The organism is Geobacillus sp. WSUCF-018B (assembly GCF_002809985.1).
GTDB classification, from domain to species: Bacteria; Bacillota; Bacilli; order Bacillales; family Anoxybacillaceae; genus Geobacillus; species Geobacillus thermophilus.
In genome coordinates this window covers 1-21,041 of the sequence record NZ_PIJF01000035.1, presented here as the reverse complement: position 1 = coordinate 21,041, position 21,041 = coordinate 1, and the positions used below count along the sequence as shown (strand labels likewise).

Sequence of the window (21,041 nt, the reverse complement as noted above, 5' to 3'; positions counted from 1 at the left end):
TGTCCTCATCACCGAAGTTGATCAAGAAGGTTGTAGTAGTAGTACGTTTTGGACCGCATCCGGCCATCCGAGAAAATGAGTTGCTGTTCCTCAAACCGATTCAAATAGCGCCGAACCGTCGCTTCCGGCAAACCGGTCAACTCCGCCATCATGTTCGCGGTAAAAATCGGGTGCTGGAACATGACATTGACAACGGTTCGAATATTATGGCTGTTCACAAGCGCACTTGCCTTTTCCAAATCCTCTTCATACAAATCGTTTACTTTTTGAATCAATCGAACATTTTGTTTCGCTTGTAAATGGACGCATTGCAAGAAAAACTGAATCCATTGCGTCCAGTCGCCTTTGTAGCGGGTATCATTCAAATAGCGGTAATACTTGTGCTTATCCCGTTCAAGCACATCGCTGACAAAAAAGTTCGGGTAATCGATGACACCTTTACTATACAAATAGAGCGGAATCAAAATTCTTCCAATCCGACCGTTTCCGTCCAGAAATGGATGAATCGTTTCGAACTGCGCATGAATTATGGCTACTCTCACTAATTCATCATAATCATCGTTCGGTTCATGAATGTATTTCTCTAAATTTGACATATACTCATTGACAAGATGCGGCTCCGGAGGAATGTAAGTGGCGGTTTCAATCGTGCATCCTTCCGGACCGAGGAAATTTTGCACCCTTCGGAATTCCCCTGGCGACCGATGGGATCCGCGTACATCGTTTGACAACAAAATTCGATGCAACTGCTTAAACAACCGAGTCGAAATGGGGATCTCTTTCAGCGCATCCATCCCTGCCACTAATGCTTCATAATAGTTTAATGCTTCTCGCACATCGCTGTTCGCTTTTCTGCTTTGTGCTTCAGTCTCCATCACTTCATCCAATGTCACTTGTGTCCCTTCAATTTTCGTCGACTGCACCGCCTCCTTCAGCATGATCGGCCTGAGCAGAAATCGCGGATGCAGCTTTGAATGCCGCAGCATCGTTTGATACTCAACCATCGCCTTATTCGCTTCGATCAATTCGCGAAGAAAACGCATTTGATTCACGACATCTTCGCTAAGAGGAAGCTTGAAGGGGACAAACGGTTTTCGTTTCATTTTTCATTCCCCTTTACGAACATTTTAGATAAAAAATGATCGTTAAACACCTATATCTACCCTATTACAAACATTTATCTCTATTTTTGTACTTAATTATACTCTGAAGCGAACCATTTGTTAAGAAAAATTCTCCATTTATCTTTCCACAAACTACCTTCCCCTATTTCCATATAGTTCATTTCCATTTACCGCATACTAATGATGGACGATCGAAACAAGGGAGGGCTACCGATGCCAAACACGAGCGACAACGACAAAAAAGCGCGCGACAACCAAGCGAAGCGCCATGAGAAAAACATGATGCGCGAGAAAAACCGCGAAGCCGGGAAGTTCGCGTATTCGAAGAAGACGGATCATTTGTGAGCAAAATGACAAAAAAGGCGGCCGAAACACCGCCTTTTTCACATTGTTCCCCTGCATCAAGTCCCGCTTTCAGCATGGTGCTACATGCCGGCCTCTTCCGGATAAAGGACGAAACTAACCTTCTTGCCCCTTTGATCATTGTTGTCTTTCCTCCCACCTTTTTCTATAATGAAAGTACATCACACGCCCGGGAGGTCGCTTATGTCCAAAGAAAGTTCGTTTGATATCGTATCCAAAGTCGATTTGTCGGAAGTGGCAAACGCCATCAACATCGCCATGAAAGAAATCAAGACGCGCTACGACTTCAAAGGAAGCAAAAGCGACATTTCGCTCGAGAAAGACGAGCTCGTTCTCATCTCCGACGACGAGTTTAAGCTTGAGCAGCTGAAAGATGTGCTCATCGGCAAGCTCATTAAGCGCGGGGTGGCGACGAAAAACATCCAATACGGCAAAATCGAGCCGGCATCAGGCGGCACGGTGCGCCAGCGCGCCAAGCTTGTCCAAGGGATCGACAAAGAAAACGCGAAAAAAATCACCACGATCATCAAAAACACCGGCTTGAAAGTGAAAAGCCAAGTGCAAGATGACCAAATTCGCGTCAGCGGCAAAAGCAAAGACGACTTGCAAAAGGTGATCGCCGCCATTCGCGAAGCCGATTTGCCGATTGACGTGCAGTTTGTGAACTACCGCTGAAACAGGCAGAAGCGCGCTGCCTGTTTTTTCATAAATAGAAGAGTGATGTTTATAGGGGAGGAAGCAAGTGTGTCTGATTGGGGGATGATCGTTTCGTTTCTTCTCGGTTTTTCCTTCCAATGGGTAGCCAAAAAGTTAGAAAAATGGAACGCAGCCTTATACGGCCGCCTATTCGCTGCATTGATTGGAGCTGTTTGGGCATGGTGTGGTTTTGTTCAAGGCGGATTGCTGCAGTCTGTTTCGATGCTCGGCGCGTTTTGGCTCAGTTACGAAGTCATCCCGCTGCCGAAACGAAACCGCGTGCCAACATATGACATCATTGCCGAACTGCAAGCGAAAGGGGCAAAAGAAATTGTTGTTCCACGCGAAAAAAAGCGAGCGTTGCTTGACATCGGCTTCTCCGCCTTATTCATCGGCATCGCCATTCCTTATTTTTGGATTGGCTCTCCATCTCCCGTTGTGGAGCTGTTTCTCTTATACGGCTTTTTATCGATGGCGGCGGGACTTTTCAAACGCATGGCGCTTTTTCGTTCGCTCCACCTGTTTTATGACCAAAACGATCATGCGCTCTATCTCATCTCTTCCGTTGAGGCGAAGCGATATCCATTGGATCAGTGCGTTGACATCCAAGTGCATACAGCCCCCGATATTTTGCAGCTATTCCATCTGTTTCACTTGTTCTCCCCTCATGCCGACTATACGGTCAACATGGGAAAAACGTGGAAGCTGTCGTTTGACGGGGAACGAGTGTATCTCAATCCTGGATCGCTGGCATCAATGAACATCCTTCCAAAACCGTTGTCTTCGCAGAGAGAGATTCACATCCAGCCGTTTTATCATCCAAGCAATTGGAAGCGGCTGCTTGGAAAAGCGTATTTCTCCGCGGCCGTCAAAGGGGTGGGGGCTTACGCCGCCCTTCTTGCCTTGCTGGCGTATTGGAAAATCGATTCCATCACCATGATCGCCGCCATTCTCTTTTTTTGGACAATTAACCTATTCATTTCTGATCGAGTTTTGAAAATTGCTCTCGATATGAAACCGGTCACGAATCCACCTATCCAGCACATCATTCGGACCATTTGCGCACGGGCCGGCTTGCCCCATCTTGCAGTTTATACAACAGAGTCAAGCGACTACAACGGCTTTGCGGCAGGCCCTTACATCGGTCGATCGCTGATCGCCTTGACATCGGAAACGTTGAAACTTCCGCACGATGCGTTGGCAGGAGTCATCGCCCACGAAGCCGTCCATGTCAAAAAGCGGGACGTTTTAACTGCGCAGCTGTTGCAGTTTGCCTTCATCATGGTGATTTCCTCCATCATCGCCGGCGTGTACGAAGCAGCCGCCCATTGGTTGGAAACACATCGCGCCGCAACGTTTTTGATCGGTTGGACGCTCATCGTTCTATTGTATCCCGCTTTCCGTTCATGGCTTGTGCAGTGGATGGAAGTGCGCGCTGATCATCTCGGAGCGACGCTGCTTGATGGCGGCAACGACCAGATGGCCAACGCCTTAGCCATTCTTTCAAAAAATCAAGACCAAGCCATCGAGCAAGCACATAGCTACCACATCGATGCGAAGGAAAAAGACGATGAGGAGGAAGATGCATTTGCCGAGGACGGTTCTTTCACTTTCGAGAGAGAGGACTGGTTTTCACGCTTTTCCAAATTTCAACTATCCCCCCATCCGCCGATGTATTGGCGCATTCATTCGCTCCGCACGACCGAAACCGGATGGAGCACGCAAAAACTTCGATTATGGTGGCGCGACTGTTGGCGCGAATCGCTTCCTGATTTTGTGAAAGAGTGGTTGCATATATAGATGCAATGAAATCGTTTCACATATCTTTGACGGAAGACCGAACAACAACCTGGAAGCGGCGTTGTTCGGCCACCCGACAGCCGGGTGCAATGACCAGCAAAATCGATAAATGTTAAAGTTTTAGATTGCATCTATATTATTATGATGAAATCCGCTACTGCCGCGCCCTGCCAAGCTTGGGGCGGACAAGCTCGGCAACAGTTTATTGCCGTTTTTGGAAAGAGGGGGGCTCTTCTTTTTTCTTCCCCTCCATGCACCCCTTTCTCTAAATCGTCGGGCATCGTCCGCCCGCGAACACCTTTAAACAGGCAACCATCATCAGACGCCAACCACCCTTCCGACCAGAACACCGGCAACAATGATCACCAATGTCGCCCCGACAATCGGCTCGGCGAGTCGCATCGCTTCTCCTTCCCCGCCGAGGCGGCCGATCGCGGCAGCAACCAAAGCAAGACTGATGAAGGGATCCTTAATCTGTTATCGATATTTCCGAATGATGGGCATCCAATATGTGCATCTTCACCGTGCCGCCAAGATAGTGCCGTACCGAATAAGCCAGTTCCTCTAATGCTTGATGAAGCGCCTCATGCCTCGTATCATCAATCGATTCGATGCAAAGGAAGGCGTGCTTCGTCTGTTCGGTGAGCATCGTTCGTTGGGCTTCCCGCCAATTCCAGCAGCGGCATATGGCGCCCACGTCATCTTTATACACGATTTCTCCTTCATACGGCGGGTCGTTTTCCTCGCCTCCCAACGGGATGAACGGTTCATGACCATCCGCCAGCGCCAGCCGGATGTCGCCGACAAACGTGTCGATATCCTCCCCTCCGCATGGAAGCCCGTAACGCAATGAAACAGAATTATAAATATCCACAAGCGGGTTGATCGTTCGGATGTGCTGACCGTTTTTCACTCGTTTCAGCAGCGCTTCAACCGAACAACGCGCCCCTTTTTTCGTTTTGAATCGCCGAAACGCCTCTCGCCAAACAACGATGACGGGGTTGCGGCTCAATTCTTCAAACTCCAGGAATTTCCGCGCCTCTTTCTCCGCCTCTCGCAGCATTTGTTCGTAAACGCTGGCATTCTTGATGCCGTTGTCAATCCCTTGGGCAACGACCACACCGATTTTGGCGTGGGGAAATATGGCCCAAACATCGTCTTCAACAACAAAACGTGTCATCATCCACTCCTCCATTCTCTTACGGTTTTGAAGGGCTCGCCAAGGCGGAGATTTCACTGCTGTTGCTTTTTCATCAGGGAAGCGATTCGCTTTTCGTTTTCAAATGGCATTTGCTCGAGCTGCTTGATGATCCTCTCTTGCCGATGTACAGAATGGTTTTGACTTAATTTGGCTTTTCCCTCTATTCGCTCGATATGGATTTTAAAAGCTTGAATTCCGCTTCTCATCTTGGAAAGCAACTTAGCATCGACCTCTGACAGCTGGTAACGGCTGTCCGGCGCTTCGTACTTTTCTACCATATCGTGCAGCGACTGCATGATTTCTTCTTCATCGTCGATCAACTCCACGTTCCCGTACACATGGACATTCACATAATTCCATGTTGGCACCGCCTGGTTCGTTTCATACCAGGAAGGAGAAATATAACAATGCGGACCGTGGAAAATCGCCAAGACCGTCTGATGTTGAATGTCGTTCCATTGCGGATTAGAACGGGCAAAATGGCCGTACAAACACGTTTTCTCCCGATCGAGCAACAGCGGCAAATGGGTGGCAAACAGCTCCCCTTGATGCATCGACACCAAGGTGGCAAAACTGTTCTCCTCGATCACCTCATAGACGACAGACATATCGTTGATGGCAAAATGCTTCGGAATATACATCAGTCCTCTCCCCCATCTTTTCAATTACAGCATTCCATTCTTCACAATGTATAATATAATCAAAACTGACATAAAAAAAGTGACAATAACAAAAAAATAAACATGTCAGGAGGATGAACATGAAGACGATCATTTTTGACTTGAAGGACGGCTCGCCTAAATACAAGCAAATCTACGAAAAATTGAAATCATTGATTGAACAAGGCGACATTCAAGCCAATGAGCCGCTACCTTCCATTCGCCAACTCGCCGAATCATTGAATGTCAGCCGGAACACAACTTTAATGGCTTACGAACAGCTGGTAGCGGAAGGATATATTCGCGCGGAAAAACGAAAAGGGTATTTTGCCAATGAAGTGGAACCTCTTTTCATTCCAAAAGCCCGCATTTCTGCACGCCAATCGGCAAGGGAAGCAGCAACGTCCGTTGTTGTCGATTTTCGCGCCGATACCGTCGATGCCGATCATTTTCCCGTTAAAGCATGGAGAAGAATTTCCAATCAAGTATTGACGGCCAAAGGATGTTTCCGCTATGGGGATCCGTTTGGGGAATTATGCTTGCGCAAGCAAATCGCCATCTACCTTCTCGAATCCCGCGGGGTGATCACAGAGCCAAACGCCATCATCATCGGAAGCAGCACGCAGCAAATGCTTCTCTCCCTTGGCTATATTCTAAAAGATGAATTCAACAGCGTGATCGTCGAAGACCCTGGTTATGACGGCGCCAGAGAAGCGTTTTTGTTTCACCGCTTTCAGCTGGAAACGGTGCCTGTTTCCGAAACCGTCATCGATCTTTCACCGCTCGAGAACAGGCGATCGCGGCTCATCTATGTCACCCCTTCACATCAAAGCCCGATGGGAGTCAGCATGCCGATCCAGCAACGGCACAGGCTCATTCAATGGGTGAACAACGTCGATGGCTATATTATCGAGGACGATTACGACAGCGAATTCCGTTACACGCAAAAGCCGTTTCCGGCTCTTGCCTCCATTGATTCGTCAAGAGTCATTTATCTAGGCAATTTCTCAAAATCGTTTCTGCCTGGGATTCGCTTAAGCTACATGGTGTTGCCGCCGTCGCTTTTGTACCGTTATCAGCAGCGGTTTCGCCTTTTCGAGAGCACCGCGTCCATCCTCAGCCAATTGGCGATGGCCAAATTTATGGAAGAAGGGGAGTGGAGCCGCCACATTAAACGCATGCGTCTCGTGTACAAACGAAAAATGGAGCATTTAACATCACTACTGCGAAAAGCATTTGGGGATATGATCTCCATTATTGGCGAACAGTCCGGTTTATACGTGTTAATCAAAGTTCATTCCGATTGTTCAGAAGAACAGCTGCTTCAACGCGCCCTATCGTGTGGGGTAAAAGTGTATCCCACTTCGCGCTATTTTGTGAACCAACGGCCAGACCGACCCATGATCAAGCTCGGTTTTAGCGGCTTGTCGCTCGAGGATATTGAGCTTGGAGTAAAACTGCTCAAAAAAGCATGGTGTTGACGACGACTTCACGGAAAACGCCCCTCTTTTTACACAAGCTCACGGAATCCCTGTCTTGGCGTGTATTTTTGATCGGTTTCTAATGTCACGTTAATTTTAAATATTTACATTTTTTTGTTTTTTTGTATAATACACTAAAGGGGAAAGAGAATATGGGTGGAAAAAATCATAGACCATTTAATATGTGGTGCAAAATTGATATAGCTATTGAACTTTCCACCAGTATTTCTACAGAGCTTTTCTATCGACTGGAAGGACATGGTTCTCTTACTGTAGTCCCTCCTATTCCAACAAGTGACGACATACTAAAACATGCTCCGTCTCAAGTCCCAGCGAGTTGGTAATAATCCTTTCGGGTGGTCCTCAAGATTTTTCAAGACCACCCTAGCTTATTAAATGGAAAGGGTAGAAAAAAATGATTGCCGTGCAAGACGTAAACAAAATCTATCCGCCAAACCGCCAAGTATTACATAATGTTTCCCTTGAACTGGTTGAAGGGGATCGACTTATTCTGTTAGGGCCGAATGGAGCCGGAAAAACTACTTTAATAAGATGCATCATCGGGCTTACTGCACCAGACAGCGGCAGCATCTATGTCAATGGAGTAGATGTTGTCCGCCATCCAGATGAAGCGCGCGAGTCGATTGCGGTCGTATTTGAAGAAGCTGACAACTCCTATTCTTATTTAACTGTTTTGGAAAATCTCTTATACTTCGGCTTGCTGAACAAATGGAGTCGTGCTGAAGCAAAACGAAGAGCCGAACGAATGATGGCCGTGTTGAATCTAACCCCATACGCTGAGCGTCTTACCCAAACCCTTTCACGTGGGATGAAACAAAAACTGGCATTTGCGATCGCCTTAATGAAAGGAGCGCCGTTTTTGTTCCTTGATGAGCCAACTCTTGGCCTTGATGTTGAGTCGCAACATCATATCCGAACCATGTTAACGGAAGAAAACCAATGGTGGAAAGCCGTTCTCATCACCACCCACGACATTCCTTTTGCCCACGCCGTTGGAAATAAGTTTGTCTTTATTCAAGGCGGAAAAATCGTTTGGAGCGGCACGAAAGAACATTTTTCAACTCCAGCCGACCTTGAAACTCATTTTTTGGCCGCTATTCGTTCCAACCTATCCGTCTAAGGAGGTGAGTCGGTTGCCCCTGCAAATCTTGAATGTAGTATTGGCTTCCTTTTTGAAAAAAAGGGCAGAGTATCGTCGGTATTGGTTCGATTTTACCGTTGGCCTTATCATTAAATTTGTCTTTTTTCTCGGTACGCTGTACGCAAGCCCGATACAAACCGGAAAGGAAGCGACGCTCAAACTGTTCGGTTTCAGCCTTTGGTACTTAAGCGCTCATTTGATCTCAAAGCTCGGCAACACGGTGATCGAGGAAGCGTATCTCGGCACGGCAGAGCAGGTACTTTCCACCAAGACTCCCCCATGGCAAGTTTTAATGGGCGTAGTGATCGCGGAAATCGCATTATCATCCGTGTGGGTAGTGCTCTTTTTCATCTGTGCGGCTTTGATGATTGGATTTTCCGAAATTCTCTCGGGAATATTATCCATGATAACGGAGATCGTCGTATTTGGCGGCGTAAGCCTAATCGGGATGACGGGAATCGGTGTGTTCATTTTAGGACTGTCCCTTCGCTTAAAACAAGTCGGAGCCGTTACCGAGGTGCTGCTTTATTATTTATTAATCTTCTCAGGTTTTTTTCTATCTTCAAATTTATTGCCGACAGCCTTTCATATTCTCAACTACTTTTCTCCCCTTTCTTGGGCCGTGCAAGGAGTGAATGAAGGATGGCCCGTATTCTTTCCTGCTCTCGGCATCTCGCTATTATGGCTGGCCATGGGCTCATTGGTCTTGAAGCAACAATGGCATTGGGCGAGAAAAAACGGAAAAATCGGAAGCTACGTCTAAAAGAGTGGACGTTATCCCTCACCTTTTGCACCCTTTCGGTGAAAATCGAGAGGATGTTTTCGCGACCATGCCGAATGAATCCTCGGCACTCAGGGAAAGCAAAGGAGTTTTCATAACACGGACATCTTGCACGAAGGGGACTCTCTTTATTACAACGCCGCCTGCGAACATCAATTTATGAACACAGGCAACGAAGAGTGCCGCTATGAGCTAATTATTCACTCGCCTGCTTCGAAAACATGACCCATAGTCATGTCCGCCCAAGGCGTTGCTTTTTTTGCTTTTTGCCGTCACATAGAAAGAAATCACAGCATCGACGGCGAATAAAAGAGATGGCATTTCTTTGACGGAGGTGTGTGAATGAACATCGGCCAAGAATATTTGCGAGTGGTGCGCGCACGCTTTGTTGACATGAAAAAGACCGCCGAACGGGCTATGGACCAATGTTCGGAGGAACAGCTGTTCCATTGCTTTCATGAGGAGGCCAACAGCATCGCCATCATTGTCAAACATATGAGCGGAAATATGGTGTCGCGCTGGACAGACTTTTTGTCGTCGGATGGGGAAAAACCGGACCGAAACCGCGATGATGAGTTTATCAACGACTTCCATACGCGCAAAGAAGTCATGGCTTGCTGGGAAAAGGGGTGGTCTGCTTTCTTTCAGACGCTGAACGAACTGCAAGAAACGGATTTGTTGCGGACGGTCACGATCCGCGGCGAACCCCATTCCGTCATCGAAGCCATTGAGCGGCAAATGTACCATTATTCGTATCATATCGGGCAAATCGTCTATATCGCGAAACAGCTGAACGCAAACAACTGGAAAACACTGACCATACCAAGAAATCGAAAAACAACATAGGCAACTCCTTATTCGAATGATCATGCAAACGCCATCCGCCCCTCAGAACCGTCAGCCGATAAAGGTGGATGGCTTCTTTTTGTTGTTTGTTGTTCCTTCCCAATCATACCTATCGGGATCGCAGTCATCGTCTGGAAAGTTTCACAATACCGACCAACAAACAAACCATCCCTGCTCCCCACGCCAACCCCGCCTTGCCAAGAAGGAGGGAGATTTCTTCGGATGCCTGCACATGGGTAAGATCAAAGGAAATCGCCTTCAGCGCAAATGAAACAGCCAGAGACAGCAACAAGAAATGGGCCAATATCCACAGAAACGCCCGCCCCTCTCGATTCCTTCGCCAAAGAAAAACGATTGTCGCAACCGCGATCAACATCACAACCGAAAAGCCGCCGATGAGCATATCCATCACATTTTCTTCCATAGGCAAATGATTGGGCAACGTTCCCACCTCCTCTTTTTCATCATATCATGTCTTTCTATTCTTCTTCCCTGCGTCCGATCCCTTCTTGTATGTGAAGCCGCCCATGGGCTTCTTCGTTCCCCTTTACGCAAACGCCAAGCAGGCGCCCATCTCCCTATTGCAGAGGGCGGCGCCTGCTCTGATTGTATAGATGCAATGTAAAGCTTTAACACTTTTCGTTTTTACCGGTCATTGCATCCGACTGTCGAGTGACCGAACAACGCCGCTTCCAGACCCATGAATGGGTCTGTGAAGCGAGTCGTTGTTCGGTCCTCCGTCACGCTAAAGCGTGACGGAGGCAAGCCTGTGGCTTGCCTTCGACAGTCAAAAATGGATAAGCCACTTTTTCCGTCAAGGATATGTGAAACGATTTCGTTGCATCTATATGGTTACTTTTGCTGCATCTTAAACTGCAAAAACAGTTCGTTGTAGTAGGCGAGCATGTGTTTTCCTAAGTTTTCGTACACTTCGAGATGTCCAGCTGAATCCAAATCGGGGTAAAAGCGCCGATCGCCCGCGATGTCTTTTGGCAAATAGCGAAGCGCCGCGCGATTCGGCGTCGAATAGCCGACATACTCGGCGTTTTGCGCCGCGTGTTTCGGGTCGAGCATAAAATTGATAAACGCGTGCGCTCCTTCGATGTTTTTCGCTGTTTTCGGAATGACCATGTTGTCAAACCATAGGTTGGATCCTTCTTTCGGCACGACATAGTCGAGCTTGTCGTTTTCGGCGATGATTTCCGCCGCATCACCCGACCAGACGACGCCGATGGCCGCTTCTTCATTCACGAGAAGCAGCTTGATCTCATCGCCGACAATCGCCTTCACATTCGGCATGAGTCGATCGAGTTTCCGCTTTGCTTCTTGCAAATGGGCTTTGTTCGTGTCATTGAGGGAATAGCCGAGGCTGTTTAACGCCATCCCCATTACTTCGCGCGCTCCGTCGACAAGCAAAATTTGGTTTCGCAAACTCGGATCCCATAAGTCGTTCCAGCTTGTGATGGTCTTGCCGCCAAGCATCTCGCGGTTGTAGACGATGCCGACCGTCCCCCAAAAATACGGCACGGAATACCGGTTGTGCGGATCAAACGACAAGTTGAGGAACCGCGGCTCGATATATTGTAAATTCGGCAGCTTGTCGTGATCGAGCGGCAACAGCAAGTTTTCCTCGATCATTTTGCTGATGGCGTAATCGGACGGAACGGCGACATCAAACGTCGCCCCGCCTTGGGCGATTTTCGCCATCATCGCTTCGTTGGAATCGAATGTTTGGTAAATCACTTTCCACCCTGTCTCTTTTTCAAACTCCCGAATGAGCGCTGGGTCGATGTAATCGCCCCAGTTGTAAACGGTCACCGTTTTGCCTCCGCCGTACCCTTCCGCTTCGTTCAACCGGTGGGTGATGAACATGAGGACGAACGCGGCGATAAACACGGCCGCAAACCCTTGGACAAGCCGTCTCACCTACTTTCGCCCCCCTATCCCGTACATTCGGCCGCCTTTTTGGCTGAGCACGTAATAACCGATGACAAGCAGCATCGTAAATAAAAATAGCAGCGTCGACAGCGCATTGATCGATAAGGAAATGCCCTGGCGCGCCCGCGAATAAATTTCCACCGACAGCGTCGAGAACCCATTTCCCGTGACAAAAAAGGTCACGGCAAAGTCATCGAGCGAATACGTAAGCGCCATGAAAAAGCCCGCCCATATGCTTGGCGCCAAAAACGGCAGCACCACACCGGACAGCACTTGCCAATGACTGGCTCCTAAATCTCTAGCCGCATCAATCAGCGTCGGGCTCATTTCCTCGAGTTTCGGCAGCACCATCAACACGACAATCGGCACGCTGAACGCGATATGAGACAACAGCACGGACGTAAAGCCGAGCTTGATGCCAGCGATTGTAAACAGCAGCAAAAACGAAGCGCCGATGATGACATCCGGACTGACGATCAGCACGTTGTTGAGGGCGAGAAGAGCGTTTTTCGTTCGCTGCCGCTTGACATAGTAAACGGCGAGCGCCCCGATGACCCCGAGTATCGTCGCGACCGCCGCCGACAGCAGCGCAATGACGATTGTATTCAAAACGATGATGAGCAAGCGGTCGTCGGACAGCACGTCGCGGTACCATTTAAACGTGAACGATTGAAAATCGTGCATCGCCCCGCCGCTGTTGAACGAATAATACATCAAATACACAATCGGCGTATACATCACGGCAAACACGACTAACAAGTACACACGTCCCCACCAATGCGTCCGTTTCATCGGCTTCCCTCTTTCCTTCCGGTTCCTGTCAGGACGACGATGACCGCCATCGCGATCATTAACACAACAGCGATCGTCGCCCCCATTCCCCAATCTTGGGTGACGAGGAAGTGCTGCTCAATGGCGGTGCCGAGCGTAATGACGCGGTTGCCCGCAATGAGGCGCGTAATCATAAACAGCGACAGCGCCGGGATAAACACCGCCTGGCAGCCGGCCTTCACCCCGCCAAGCGTGAGCGGGAAGACGACGCGGCGGAACGTCGTCCAAGCCGAAGCGCCCAAATCGCGGGCGGCATCGACAAGCGATGGCGGCAGCTCCTCCAGCGCGTTGAAAATCGGCAGCACCATAAACGGAATAAAAATGTACACCGACACAAAGACAAAACTGAAATCGGTGAACAACAGCTGCCGCGGCCCAACGCCCAGCGCTTTCAACAAAGCGTTGGCCAGCCCGTACGTGCCGAACAGCCCTAAAAACGCATACACCTTCAGCAGCAAATTCACCCACATCGGCAAAATAAGCAACAACAGCCATAGCTGCTTGTGCCGCGTCTTCGTCAGCCAATAGGCGGTCGGATAGCCGATGAGCAGCGACACAAGCGTGATTAAAAACGCATACCAAAACGAATACGCCATCATTTTCAAATAAATGGGCGTCCATACGGATTTATAGTTGGACAACGTCCAATGGCCGTCAAGATCCAAAAACGATTCATACACCAAAAAGACAATCGGGGCCACGACAAACAGCACAAGCCAAATGCCATAAGGGATTAAATACCAGTTCCGCCACGCCCGTTCCGTCATGCGTCCTCATCCTCCTTTTCGAGTCGCATGACGTGAATCGCTTCCGGTTCAAAACGAAGGCCGACCGTTTCCCCGACTTCGGCCTTTTTCGTCGAATGGACAAGCCATTCGTTGCCGTTTTCGTCATAGCCGCAAATTTCATAATGGACACCGCGGAATAAGAGCGAATCGACGCGGATGACGATCTGCCCGTCTTCCGGCGCCGCGAGCTCCAAATCTTCCGGGCGGATGACGACATCGACCGGTTCATTTGGCGCGAAGCCGCGGTCAACACACGCAAACTGTTTGCCGGCAAATTCGACGAGGAAATCGTCGATCATGCGCCCTGACAAAATGTTCGATTCGCCAATGAAATCGGCGACGAATCGATTGACAGGCTCGTCGTAAATGTCTTTCGGCGTCCCAAACTGCTGAATTTTTCCTTTATTCAGAACAAAAATGTAATCGGACATCGCCAATGCTTCTTCTTGATCATGCGTGACAAAAATGAACGTAATCCCTAAGCGGCGCTGCAATTCACGAAGTTCATACTGCATTTCCGTGCGCAGCTTCAAATCCAAGGCCGATAGCGGCTCATCCAAGAGCAAAACTTCTGGCTCATTCACAATCGCCCGCGCAATCGCGACGCGCTGACGCTGGCCGCCTGACATTTCTTGAATGCGGCGGCGCTCATAGCCGTCTAAGTTGACAAACCGAAGCGCTTCCCTCACTTTCTCGCGAATGTCGGTTTCTTTCATCTTTTTCACGCGCAAACCAAACGCAACGTTTTCAAACACATCGAGATGAGGGAACAACGCATAGTCTTGAAAAACAGTGTTGACTTGCCGTTTGTTCGGCGGGACGTTTTGAATCGGCTTTCCGTGGAAATAAATCGTTCCTTGCGTCGGTTCGATAAACCCGGCAATCAGCCGCAAAATCGTCGTCTTCCCGCACCCCGACGGTCCAAGCAGCGTATAAAACTTCCCGCGCTCCATCGCAAAACTGACATCATCCAGTACGGCTGCGCCGTCGTATTCCTTCGTCACTCGCTCGAAGCGGATGATTTCTCCGTTCACTTTCAGCCCCCCATCTTCTTGATGTTCACTATTCCTAATTAGAACATAGGAGAGTAGAAAGTGCAACGGAAAAATATGCTTTCCGCCATGTCGGCGACTAAAAAACAAAAAGCGGCTGACTATTCCGCAGAACAGCTTCCAATTTTGCCCGCAATGCGGAAAGCCGCTGTCTCATTGATCGTTTTTTCAAATTTCCTTGCTTCACCGTATTGAATAATTTCAAAAAATACATTAAATTATATAGTAATAGTCAAGACGAAATAAACAACCGCATACGGACATTCTTATCAAGAGAGGGGGAGGGACTGGCCCGGTGAACCCTCAGCAACCTGGCCGCGGCCAAGGTGCTAAATCCAGACAGGCAACAGCCTGGAAGATAAGAAGAAGCGAACGAAAAGTCTTCTTCTTAGAAGGCTTTTTTCTTTTACTACAACGAAATGGGGGAATCAAACGTGGGGCTGCTCGATGAGTTGAAACAACGCATTCTCATCGCCGACGGAGCGATGGGGACGCTTTTATATTCGCATGGCGTCGACCGTTGTTTTGAAGAATTGAATCTATCGAATCCAGACGAAATCATTCATATTCATGAAGCGTATATCGCGGCGGGCGCCGATGTCATTCAGACGAATACATACGGCGCCAACTATGTGAAACTCGCGCGCTACGGCTTGCAAGACGAGGTGCCGGCGATCAATCGCGCCGCTGTAAGACTGGCGAAGCAAGCAGCCAATGGGGGGGCGTACGTGCTCGGAACGATCGGAGGGCTGCGCACGTTAAACAAAAGTGTCGTACCGCTTGACGAAGTGAAGCGGACGTTTCGCGAGCAGCTGTTTGTGCTGCTTGCCGAAGGGGTTGATGGTGTGCTGCTGGAGACGTATTACGATTTGGAAGAGTTGGAGACGGTGCTTGCCATCGCGCGCAAAGAGACGGACTTGCCGATTATCGCCCATGTGTCGCTCCATGAAGTCGGCGTTTTGCAAGACGGCACGCCGCTCGCGGACGCCCTTAGCCGCCTGGAGGCGCTCGGGGCCGATGTTGTCGGGCTCAACTGCCGGCTTGGTCCGCACTATATGATTCAGTCGCTTGAGGAAGTGCCCCTGCCCAATCGCGCATTTTTGTCGGCGTATCCGAACGCGAGCCTCCCGGATTACCGCGACGGCCGGCTTGTCTATGAAACGAACGCGGAATATTTTGAAGAGGCGGCCAAAGCGTTCCGCGATCAAGGGGTGCGCTTGATCGGCGGGTGCTGCGGCACGACGCCGAAACATATTGAGGCAATGGCAAAGGCGCTCGCCGACCGGACGCCGGTGACGGAAAAAACGGTGAAGCGGCGCACGGCATCTGTATCGGTGCAAGCCGATCGGCCCGCGCCGACTCCGCTTCCCGAGCTCGCCCGCACGCGCCGCTCGGTCATTGTCGAACTCGATCCGCCGAAGCAACTCGGCATTGACAAGTTTCTCGCTGGGGCGAAAGCGCTCCATGACGCTGGCATCGACGCGCTGACGTTAGCTGACAACTCACTTGCCACGCCGCGCATCAGCAACGCCGCCGTCGCCACGATCGTGAAAGAGCGGCTCGGCGTCCGCCCGCTCGTGCATATTACGTGCCGCGACCGCAACTTGATCGGCCTGCAGTCGCATTTGATGGGGTTGCATACGCTCGGCATCACCGACGTGCTCGCTATTACCGGCGACCCGTCGAAAATCGGCGATTTCCCGGGAGCGACGTCCGTGTATGATGTGTCGTCATTCGATCTCATCCGCCTAATCAGCCAATTCAACGAGGGATTATCGTACTCGGGCAAACCGCTCGGGCAAAAAACGAACTTCTCGATCGGTGCGGCCTTCAATCCGAACGTCCGCCATTTGGATAAAGCGGTCGAGCGAATGGAGAAAAAAATTCAATGCGGCGCCCACTATTTCTTGACCCAGCCGGTTTACTCGGAAGAAAAAATCGTGCAAATATACGAAACAACGAAACATCTCGCCACGCCGATCTACATCGGCATTATGCCGCTTGTGAGCGCGCGCAACGCCGAGTTTTTGCACCATGAAGTGCCGGGGATCACCCTGTCGGACGAGATTCGCGCCCGCATGGCCGCCTGCGGCAGCGACCCAGTAGAAGCGGCGCGCGAAGGAATTGCCATCGCCAAATCGCTCATTGACGCGGCGTTTGATTTGTTTAACGGCATTTATTTGATCACGCCGTTTTTGCGCTATGACATGACGGTCGAGCTCGTCCGCTACATCCATGAAAAAGAAGCGGCCGCCAAAGAAAGGAAGGTTGTTCATGGCTAACATCACCTTAGAACAGCAGCTGCAGCGAAAAATTCTCGTCATTGACGGCGCGATGGGGACGATGATCCAAAGCGCCAACCTATCAGCCGCCGATTTTGGCGGCGAGGCGTATGAAGGGTGCAACGAATATTTGACCCTCACCGCCCCGCCTGTCATCCGCCGCATTCACGAAGCGTATTTGGAAGCGGGCGCTGACATCATCGAAACGAACACGTTCGGGGCGACGCGCATTGTGCTCGATGAATACAACCTCGGGCATTTGGCGCTCGAGTTGAACATCGAAGCGGCCAAGCTCGCCAAACAAGCGGCGGAGGCGTTCTCAACTCCCGACTGGCCGCGCTTTGTCGCCGGGTCGATGGGGCCGACGACGAAGACGTTGTCGGTGACAGGCGGCGCGACCTTTGAGGAACTCGTCGCCGCCTATGAAGAACAAGCGCGCGGGCTGCTGTTGGGCGGCGTCGATCTTCTGTTGCTGGAGACGTGCCAAGATACGTTGAACGTAAAAGCTGGATTTCTCGGCATTTCCAAGGCGTTTGAGGCGGTCGGCCGCCGCGTGCCGCTCATGATTTCCGGCACGATCGAGCCGATGGGCACGACGCTCGCCGGCCAGGCGATCGATGCGTTTTTCATCTCGGTGCGCCATATGAAGCCGATCGCCGTCGGCTTAAACTGCGCGACCGGTCCGGAGTTTATGACCGACCATTTGCGGACGCTCGCCTCGCTCGCTGACACGGCGGTCAGCTGCTATCCGAACGCCGGGCTGCCGGATGAGGAAGGCCGCTACCATGAAACGCCGGAGATGTTGGCAGAGAAAATCCGCCGCTTTGCCGAAAAGGGATGGATCAACATCGTCGGCGGGTGTTGCGGCACAACGCCGGATCATATCCGCGCCATTGCCGAAGCGGTGCGCGGCATCCCGCCGCGGGCGATTCCGTCTTCGTTTGATGTCCACGCCGTTTCCGGCATCGAGGCGCTCATCTATGATGAAACGATGCGTCCGCTCTTTGTCGGCGAGCGGACAAACGTGATCGGCTCGCGCAAATTCAAGCGCCTCATCGCCGAAGGGAAATACGAAGAAGCGGCGGAAGTCGCCCGCGCCCAAGTGAAAAACGGCGCCCATGTCATCGACATTTGCCTCGCCGACCCAGACCGCGACGAACTCCATGACATGGAGCAGTTCGTCCGCGAAGTCGTGAAAAAAGTGAAAGTGCCGCTTGTCATCGATTCAACCGACGAGCGCGTCATCGAGCGCGCCCTCACCTACTCGCAAGGGAAAGCGATCATCAATTCGATCAACTTGGAAGACGGCGAGGAGCGGTTTGCGAAAGTCGTTCCTCTCTTGCACAAATACGGCGCCGCTGTCGTCGTCGGCACGATCGATGAACAAGGAATGGCGGTCACCGCCGAACGAAAGCTCGAGATCGCCTTGCGTTCGTATGACTTGCTCGTGAACCGCTACGGGGTGCCGGCGCGCGACATCATTTTCGATCCGCTCGTCTTCCCGGTCGGCACCGGTGATGAGCAATACATCGGCGCGGCGAACGAAACGATCAAAGGCATTCGCCTCATTAAAGAGCAACTGCCGGAGTGCTTGACGATGCTCGGCATCAGCAACGTCTCGTTCGGCTTGCCGCCGGCCGGGCGCGAGGTGCTCAACTCCGTCTTTTTGTACCATTGCACGCAAGCTGGGCTCGATTATGCGATCGTCAACACTGAGAAGCTTGAGCGGTTCGCCTCGATTCCGGAAGAGGAAGTGCGGATGGCCGAAGCGCTTTTGTTTGACACGAGCGATGAAACATTAAACACCTTTATCGAATTTTACCGAAGCAAAATCACCGCCGCCAAGCCGGCTGAGGAGAACTTGAGCCTTGAAGAGCGGCTCGCCCGCTACGTCATTGAAGGGTCGAAAGACGGGCTCATTCCCGATTTAGAGAAGGCGCTTGAGACCTACTCCGATCCGCTGTCGATCATCAACGGTCCGCTCATGGCCGGCATGGATGAAGTCGGGCGGCTGTTCAACAACAACCAGCTCATCGTCGCTGAAGTATTGCAAAGCGCGGAAGTGATGAAAGCAGCGGTCGCCTTTTTAGAGCCGTATATGGAAAAGAAAGAAGGAAGCACAAAAGGAAAAGTCATTCTCGCCACCGTCAAAGGCGATGTGCATGACATCGGCAAAAACTTGGTCGACATCATTTTAAGCAACAACGGCTACGAGGTGATCGACCTCGGCATTAAAGTCGCTCCGCAGCAACTCATTGAAGCGGTGCGCGAACATCAGCCCGACATCATCGGGTTGTCGGGCTTGCTTGTCAAATCGGCCCAACAGATGGTCGTCACCGCCCAAGATTTGCGGCAAGCCGGCATCTCAACGCCCATTTTAGTCGGCGGCGCCGCCTTGACGCGCAAATTTACCGAAAACAAAATCGCACCCGAATACGACGGCATCGTCTTGTACGCGAAAGACGCCATGGACGGGCTCGCGCTCGCCAACCAACTCCAGCAAGGCGAAATTGACTACAAGAAAAAAGAAGCGACCGAAAACGAGCCGACACGGCCAACGGCGGTCGCCACCGCGTTCAAATCGAACGTCTCGACCGACGTTCCCGTCTACATCCCGGCCGACCTCGAGCGCCACGTGCTGCGAAACGTGCCGCTTGACCATGTGTTGCCGTACGTCAACTGGCAAATGGTGCTCGGCCACCACCTCGGCTTGAAAGGAAAAGTGAAGCGGCTGCTTGAAGAACGGGACGAAAAAGCGTTGGCGTTAAAAGCGGTCGTCGACGAACTCGTTGCCGAAGCGAAAGAACGCGGCTGGATTCAACCCGCCGGCGTCTACCGCTTCTTCCCGGCGCAAAGCGACGGCAACCGCGTCTACGTTTACGATCCGGTTGATCACAAAACCGTGCTCGAGACATTCGACTTCCCGCGCCAACCGCGGGCGCCGCATCTTTGCCTCGCCGATTATTTGAAATCGAAAGAAAGCGGCGAAATGGATTACGTCGGCTTGTTCGCCGTCACGGCCGGGCATGGCGTCCGCGAACTCGCCCAACAGTGGAAAGACGAAGGCGAATTTTTGAAAAGCCATGCCATCCAAGCGTTGGCGCTCGAGATTGCCGAAGGATTCGCCGAGCGCATCCACCAAATTATGCGCGACCGCTGGGGCTTCCCGGACGACCCGGATTTCACGATGGAAGAGCGCTTCGCCGCCAAATACCAAGGCCAGCGCTACTCGTTCGGCTACCCGGCCTGTCCGAACTTGGAAGACCAGGAGAAACTGTTCCGTCTGCTTCATCCAGAAGACATCGGCATCCGTCTCACCGACGGCTATATGATGGAACCCGAAGCATCGGTTTCCGCGATCGTCTTCGCCCATCCGGAAGCGCGGTATTTCAATGTGTTATAAGCGGGGAACGAGAAACGAGCTGGACTATGTGAGCCAGCTCGTTTGCTTTTTTACGCACCAACCCTCGGCCGCGGAGATGTTTCCCGTTTTTTAGCAAAAAAAAGACGGGGATTGGCGCTCTGGGAAAATCGCGATGTTTGTTCAAATGTCAGCCATCATTGATTTCAAATGATGGATTCAGACATATAGCATTCGCACCCAGCAGCATTCCGCCACGACAAGAGGATGCAATAGAAACGCAAATTCACCGTTGACCGCCTTTTCAAATACCCGATAGGCAACCAAAGATTGTTTCTCATCGTCATTGGCTAAAAAACGAATGATGATGTTCGTGTCTAAAATATACACGTTTCATCCTCTTCTCCCTATCATCTACTCTGCGTTCTTTTCCCTCTTGGACATCCGTTCCTCTTTCGCTTGTTTGCGAATATCCTCCCATCTCATCGGACGGCTGTCTCCCCTAGGCGGCATGGTGCCGAACAAAGATAGCAACGCATCTTTCTTTTTCACCTTTAACGTCACCTCTTGATTTTCCCCGTGAACTACCCCCACTTAATTTTCTAGCGAAAATTTGAAGTGGGGGCTTCCAAAGAAGTTTGACTGCTTCAAGCAATCCTTATTCTTTGAGGCGTGT

The 21,041-nt window shown here is 50.8% G+C and carries 20 protein-coding genes and 1 riboswitch; of the genes, 10 read left to right on the top strand and 10 right to left on the bottom strand.

Annotation, left to right across the window (positions count from 1 at the left end; all coding sequences use genetic code 11):
* Positions 1-8: 8 nt before the first annotated feature.
* Positions 9-1,103: a Fic family protein gene (locus CV944_RS11260; RefSeq protein WP_013146137.1), complete on the bottom strand. Its 1,095-nt coding sequence runs from the start codon at positions 1,101-1,103 to the stop codon at positions 9-11.
* Positions 1,104-1,337: 234 nt separating this feature from the next.
* Here CV944_RS11260 and CV944_RS11255 point away from each other — a divergent pair, with 234 nt between their 5' ends.
* From CV944_RS11255 to CV944_RS17635, 3 genes are all read left to right on the top strand, one after another.
* Positions 1,338-1,469: a DUF3941 domain-containing protein gene (locus tag CV944_RS11255; protein ID WP_008879040.1), complete on the top strand. Its 132-nt coding sequence runs from the start codon at positions 1,338-1,340 to the stop codon at positions 1,467-1,469.
* Positions 1,470-1,670: 201 nt separating this feature from the next.
* The gene (locus tag CV944_RS11250) at positions 1,671-2,162 is read left to right on the top strand and encodes a YajQ family cyclic di-GMP-binding protein (RefSeq protein ID WP_014195072.1); all 492 of its coding nucleotides are present in this window, start codon (positions 1,671-1,673) and stop codon (positions 2,160-2,162) included.
* Positions 2,163-2,231: 69 nt separating this feature from the next.
* On the top strand, positions 2,232-3,983 hold the full coding sequence (locus tag CV944_RS17635; RefSeq protein WP_014195071.1) for a M56 family metallopeptidase: 1,752 nt from the start codon (positions 2,232-2,234) through the stop codon (positions 3,981-3,983).
* A gap of 318 nt (positions 3,984-4,301) precedes the next feature.
* Here the strand turns inward: CV944_RS17635 and CV944_RS17875 are convergent, their stop codons facing one another.
* Genes CV944_RS17875 through CV944_RS11230 form a run of 3 tightly spaced genes read right to left on the bottom strand, consistent with a single transcriptional unit; the run spans position 4,302 to position 5,825 of the window.
* Positions 4,302-4,430 (bottom strand): hypothetical protein, encoded by a 129-nt coding sequence (locus tag CV944_RS17875; RefSeq protein WP_255408631.1) that lies wholly within the window; start codon positions 4,428-4,430, stop codon positions 4,302-4,304.
* A gap of 22 nt (positions 4,431-4,452) precedes the next feature.
* A complete protein-coding gene (locus CV944_RS11235) occupies positions 4,453-5,163 on the bottom strand; it encodes a B3/B4 domain-containing protein (protein WP_014195069.1) in 711 nt (236 codons plus the stop codon).
* A gap of 53 nt (positions 5,164-5,216) precedes the next feature.
* Positions 5,217-5,825 (bottom strand): FMN-binding negative transcriptional regulator, encoded by a 609-nt coding sequence (locus CV944_RS11230; protein ID WP_100664201.1) that lies wholly within the window; start codon positions 5,823-5,825, stop codon positions 5,217-5,219.
* 119 nt (positions 5,826-5,944) lie between these two features.
* Between CV944_RS11230 and pdxR the strand changes: the two genes are divergently transcribed.
* The 4 genes from pdxR (at position 5,945) to CV944_RS11210 (ending at position 10,113) form a co-directional block, all read left to right on the top strand.
* A complete protein-coding gene (gene pdxR / locus CV944_RS11225; RefSeq protein ID WP_100664200.1) occupies positions 5,945-7,324 on the top strand; it encodes a MocR-like pyridoxine biosynthesis transcription factor PdxR in 1,380 nt (459 codons plus the stop codon).
* A 415-nt stretch (positions 7,325-7,739) separates the two neighbouring features.
* On the top strand, positions 7,740-8,465 hold the full coding sequence (locus tag CV944_RS11220) for an ABC transporter ATP-binding protein (protein ID WP_011230240.1): 726 nt from the start codon (positions 7,740-7,742) through the stop codon (positions 8,463-8,465).
* Positions 8,466-8,469: 4 nt separating this feature from the next.
* Positions 8,470-9,249, top strand: coding sequence for an ABC transporter permease (locus CV944_RS11215; RefSeq protein ID WP_223812640.1), 780 nt, complete (start codon positions 8,470-8,472; stop codon positions 9,247-9,249).
* Positions 9,250-9,609: 360 nt separating this feature from the next.
* Positions 9,610-10,113 carry a DUF1572 domain-containing protein gene (locus tag CV944_RS11210; protein WP_023633933.1) on the top strand — a complete coding sequence of 168 codons (504 nt, stop codon included), beginning with the start codon at positions 9,610-9,612 and terminating at the stop codon, positions 10,111-10,113.
* 124 nt (positions 10,114-10,237) lie between these two features.
* On the opposite strand, the gene CV944_RS11205 is transcribed toward CV944_RS11210, so the two are convergent.
* The 5 genes from CV944_RS11205 to CV944_RS11180 form a co-directional block, all read right to left on the bottom strand.
* The gene (locus tag CV944_RS11205; RefSeq protein ID WP_100664199.1) at positions 10,238-10,555 is read right to left on the bottom strand and encodes a hypothetical protein; all 318 of its coding nucleotides are present in this window, start codon (positions 10,553-10,555) and stop codon (positions 10,238-10,240) included.
* A gap of 410 nt (positions 10,556-10,965) precedes the next feature.
* Complete coding sequence (locus CV944_RS11195) at positions 10,966-12,039, bottom strand: ABC transporter substrate-binding protein (RefSeq protein WP_100664198.1); 1,074 nt, start codon at positions 12,037-12,039, stop codon at positions 10,966-10,968.
* Complete coding sequence (locus tag CV944_RS11190; protein WP_063330633.1) at positions 12,040-12,843, bottom strand: ABC transporter permease; 804 nt, start codon at positions 12,841-12,843, stop codon at positions 12,040-12,042.
* Positions 12,840-13,649: an ABC transporter permease gene (locus CV944_RS11185; RefSeq protein WP_021322541.1), complete on the bottom strand. Its 810-nt coding sequence runs from the start codon at positions 13,647-13,649 to the stop codon at positions 12,840-12,842. Before CV944_RS11185 ends, CV944_RS11190 begins: the two co-directional genes overlap by 4 nt.
* Positions 13,646-14,704, bottom strand: a complete 1,059-nt coding sequence (locus tag CV944_RS11180; protein ID WP_100664197.1) for an ABC transporter ATP-binding protein — start codon at positions 14,702-14,704, stop codon at positions 13,646-13,648. The genes CV944_RS11185 and CV944_RS11180 overlap by 4 nt, the downstream gene beginning before the upstream one ends.
* A 60-nt stretch (positions 14,705-14,764) precedes the next feature.
* Between CV944_RS11180 and CV944_RS17315 the strand changes: the two genes are divergently transcribed.
* From CV944_RS17315 to metH, 3 genes are all read left to right on the top strand, one after another.
* On the top strand, positions 14,765-14,917 hold the full coding sequence (locus CV944_RS17315) for a hypothetical protein (RefSeq protein WP_157807507.1): 153 nt from the start codon (positions 14,765-14,767) through the stop codon (positions 14,915-14,917).
* Between the two features lie 68 nt (positions 14,918-14,985).
* A riboswitch (SAM riboswitch) is annotated at positions 14,986-15,087 on the top strand.
* 69 nt (positions 15,088-15,156) lie between these two features.
* The gene (locus CV944_RS11175) at positions 15,157-17,004 is read left to right on the top strand and encodes a bifunctional homocysteine S-methyltransferase/methylenetetrahydrofolate reductase (RefSeq protein WP_050368309.1); all 1,848 of its coding nucleotides are present in this window, start codon (positions 15,157-15,159) and stop codon (positions 17,002-17,004) included.
* Positions 16,997-20,407 (top strand): methionine synthase, encoded by a 3,411-nt coding sequence (gene metH, locus CV944_RS11170; RefSeq protein ID WP_100664196.1) that lies wholly within the window; start codon positions 16,997-16,999, stop codon positions 20,405-20,407. The genes CV944_RS11175 and metH overlap by 8 nt, the downstream gene beginning before the upstream one ends.
* Positions 20,408-20,584: 177 nt before the next feature.
* Here metH and CV944_RS11165 read toward each other — a convergent pair whose 3' ends face one another.
* Entirely contained in the window at positions 20,585-20,755 is a 171-nt protein-coding gene (locus CV944_RS11165; RefSeq protein ID WP_227412670.1) for a PIN domain-containing protein, read from the bottom strand.
* Between the last annotated feature and the right edge of the window lie 286 nt (positions 20,756-21,041).

Bases quoted from the DNA above. Each gene is read 5' to 3' on its own strand.
- CV944_RS11260 (WP_013146137.1), bottom strand. From the start codon at position 1,103: ATGAAACGAAAACCGTTTGTCCCCTTCAAGCTTCCTCTTAGCGAAGAT.
- CV944_RS11255 (WP_008879040.1), top strand. From the start codon at position 1,338: ATGCCAAACACGAGCGACAACGACAAAAAAGCGCGCGACAACCAAGCG.
- CV944_RS11250 (WP_014195072.1), top strand. From the start codon at position 1,671: ATGTCCAAAGAAAGTTCGTTTGATATCGTATCCAAAGTCGATTTGTCG.
- CV944_RS11235 (WP_014195069.1), bottom strand. From the start codon at position 5,163: ATGACACGTTTTGTTGTTGAAGACGATGTTTGGGCCATATTTCCCCAC.
- CV944_RS11230 (WP_100664201.1), bottom strand. From the start codon at position 5,825: ATGTATATTCCGAAGCATTTTGCCATCAACGATATGTCTGTCGTCTAT.
- pdxR (WP_100664200.1), top strand. From the start codon at position 5,945: ATGAAGACGATCATTTTTGACTTGAAGGACGGCTCGCCTAAATACAAG.
- CV944_RS11220 (WP_011230240.1), top strand. From the start codon at position 7,740: ATGATTGCCGTGCAAGACGTAAACAAAATCTATCCGCCAAACCGCCAA.
- CV944_RS11210 (WP_023633933.1), top strand. From the start codon at position 9,610: ATGAACATCGGCCAAGAATATTTGCGAGTGGTGCGCGCACGCTTTGTT.
- CV944_RS11190 (WP_063330633.1), bottom strand. From the start codon at position 12,843: ATGAAACGGACGCATTGGTGGGGACGTGTGTACTTGTTAGTCGTGTTT.
- CV944_RS11185 (WP_021322541.1), bottom strand. From the start codon at position 13,649: ATGACGGAACGGGCGTGGCGGAACTGGTATTTAATCCCTTATGGCATT.
- metH (WP_100664196.1), top strand. From the start codon at position 16,997: ATGGCTAACATCACCTTAGAACAGCAGCTGCAGCGAAAAATTCTCGTC.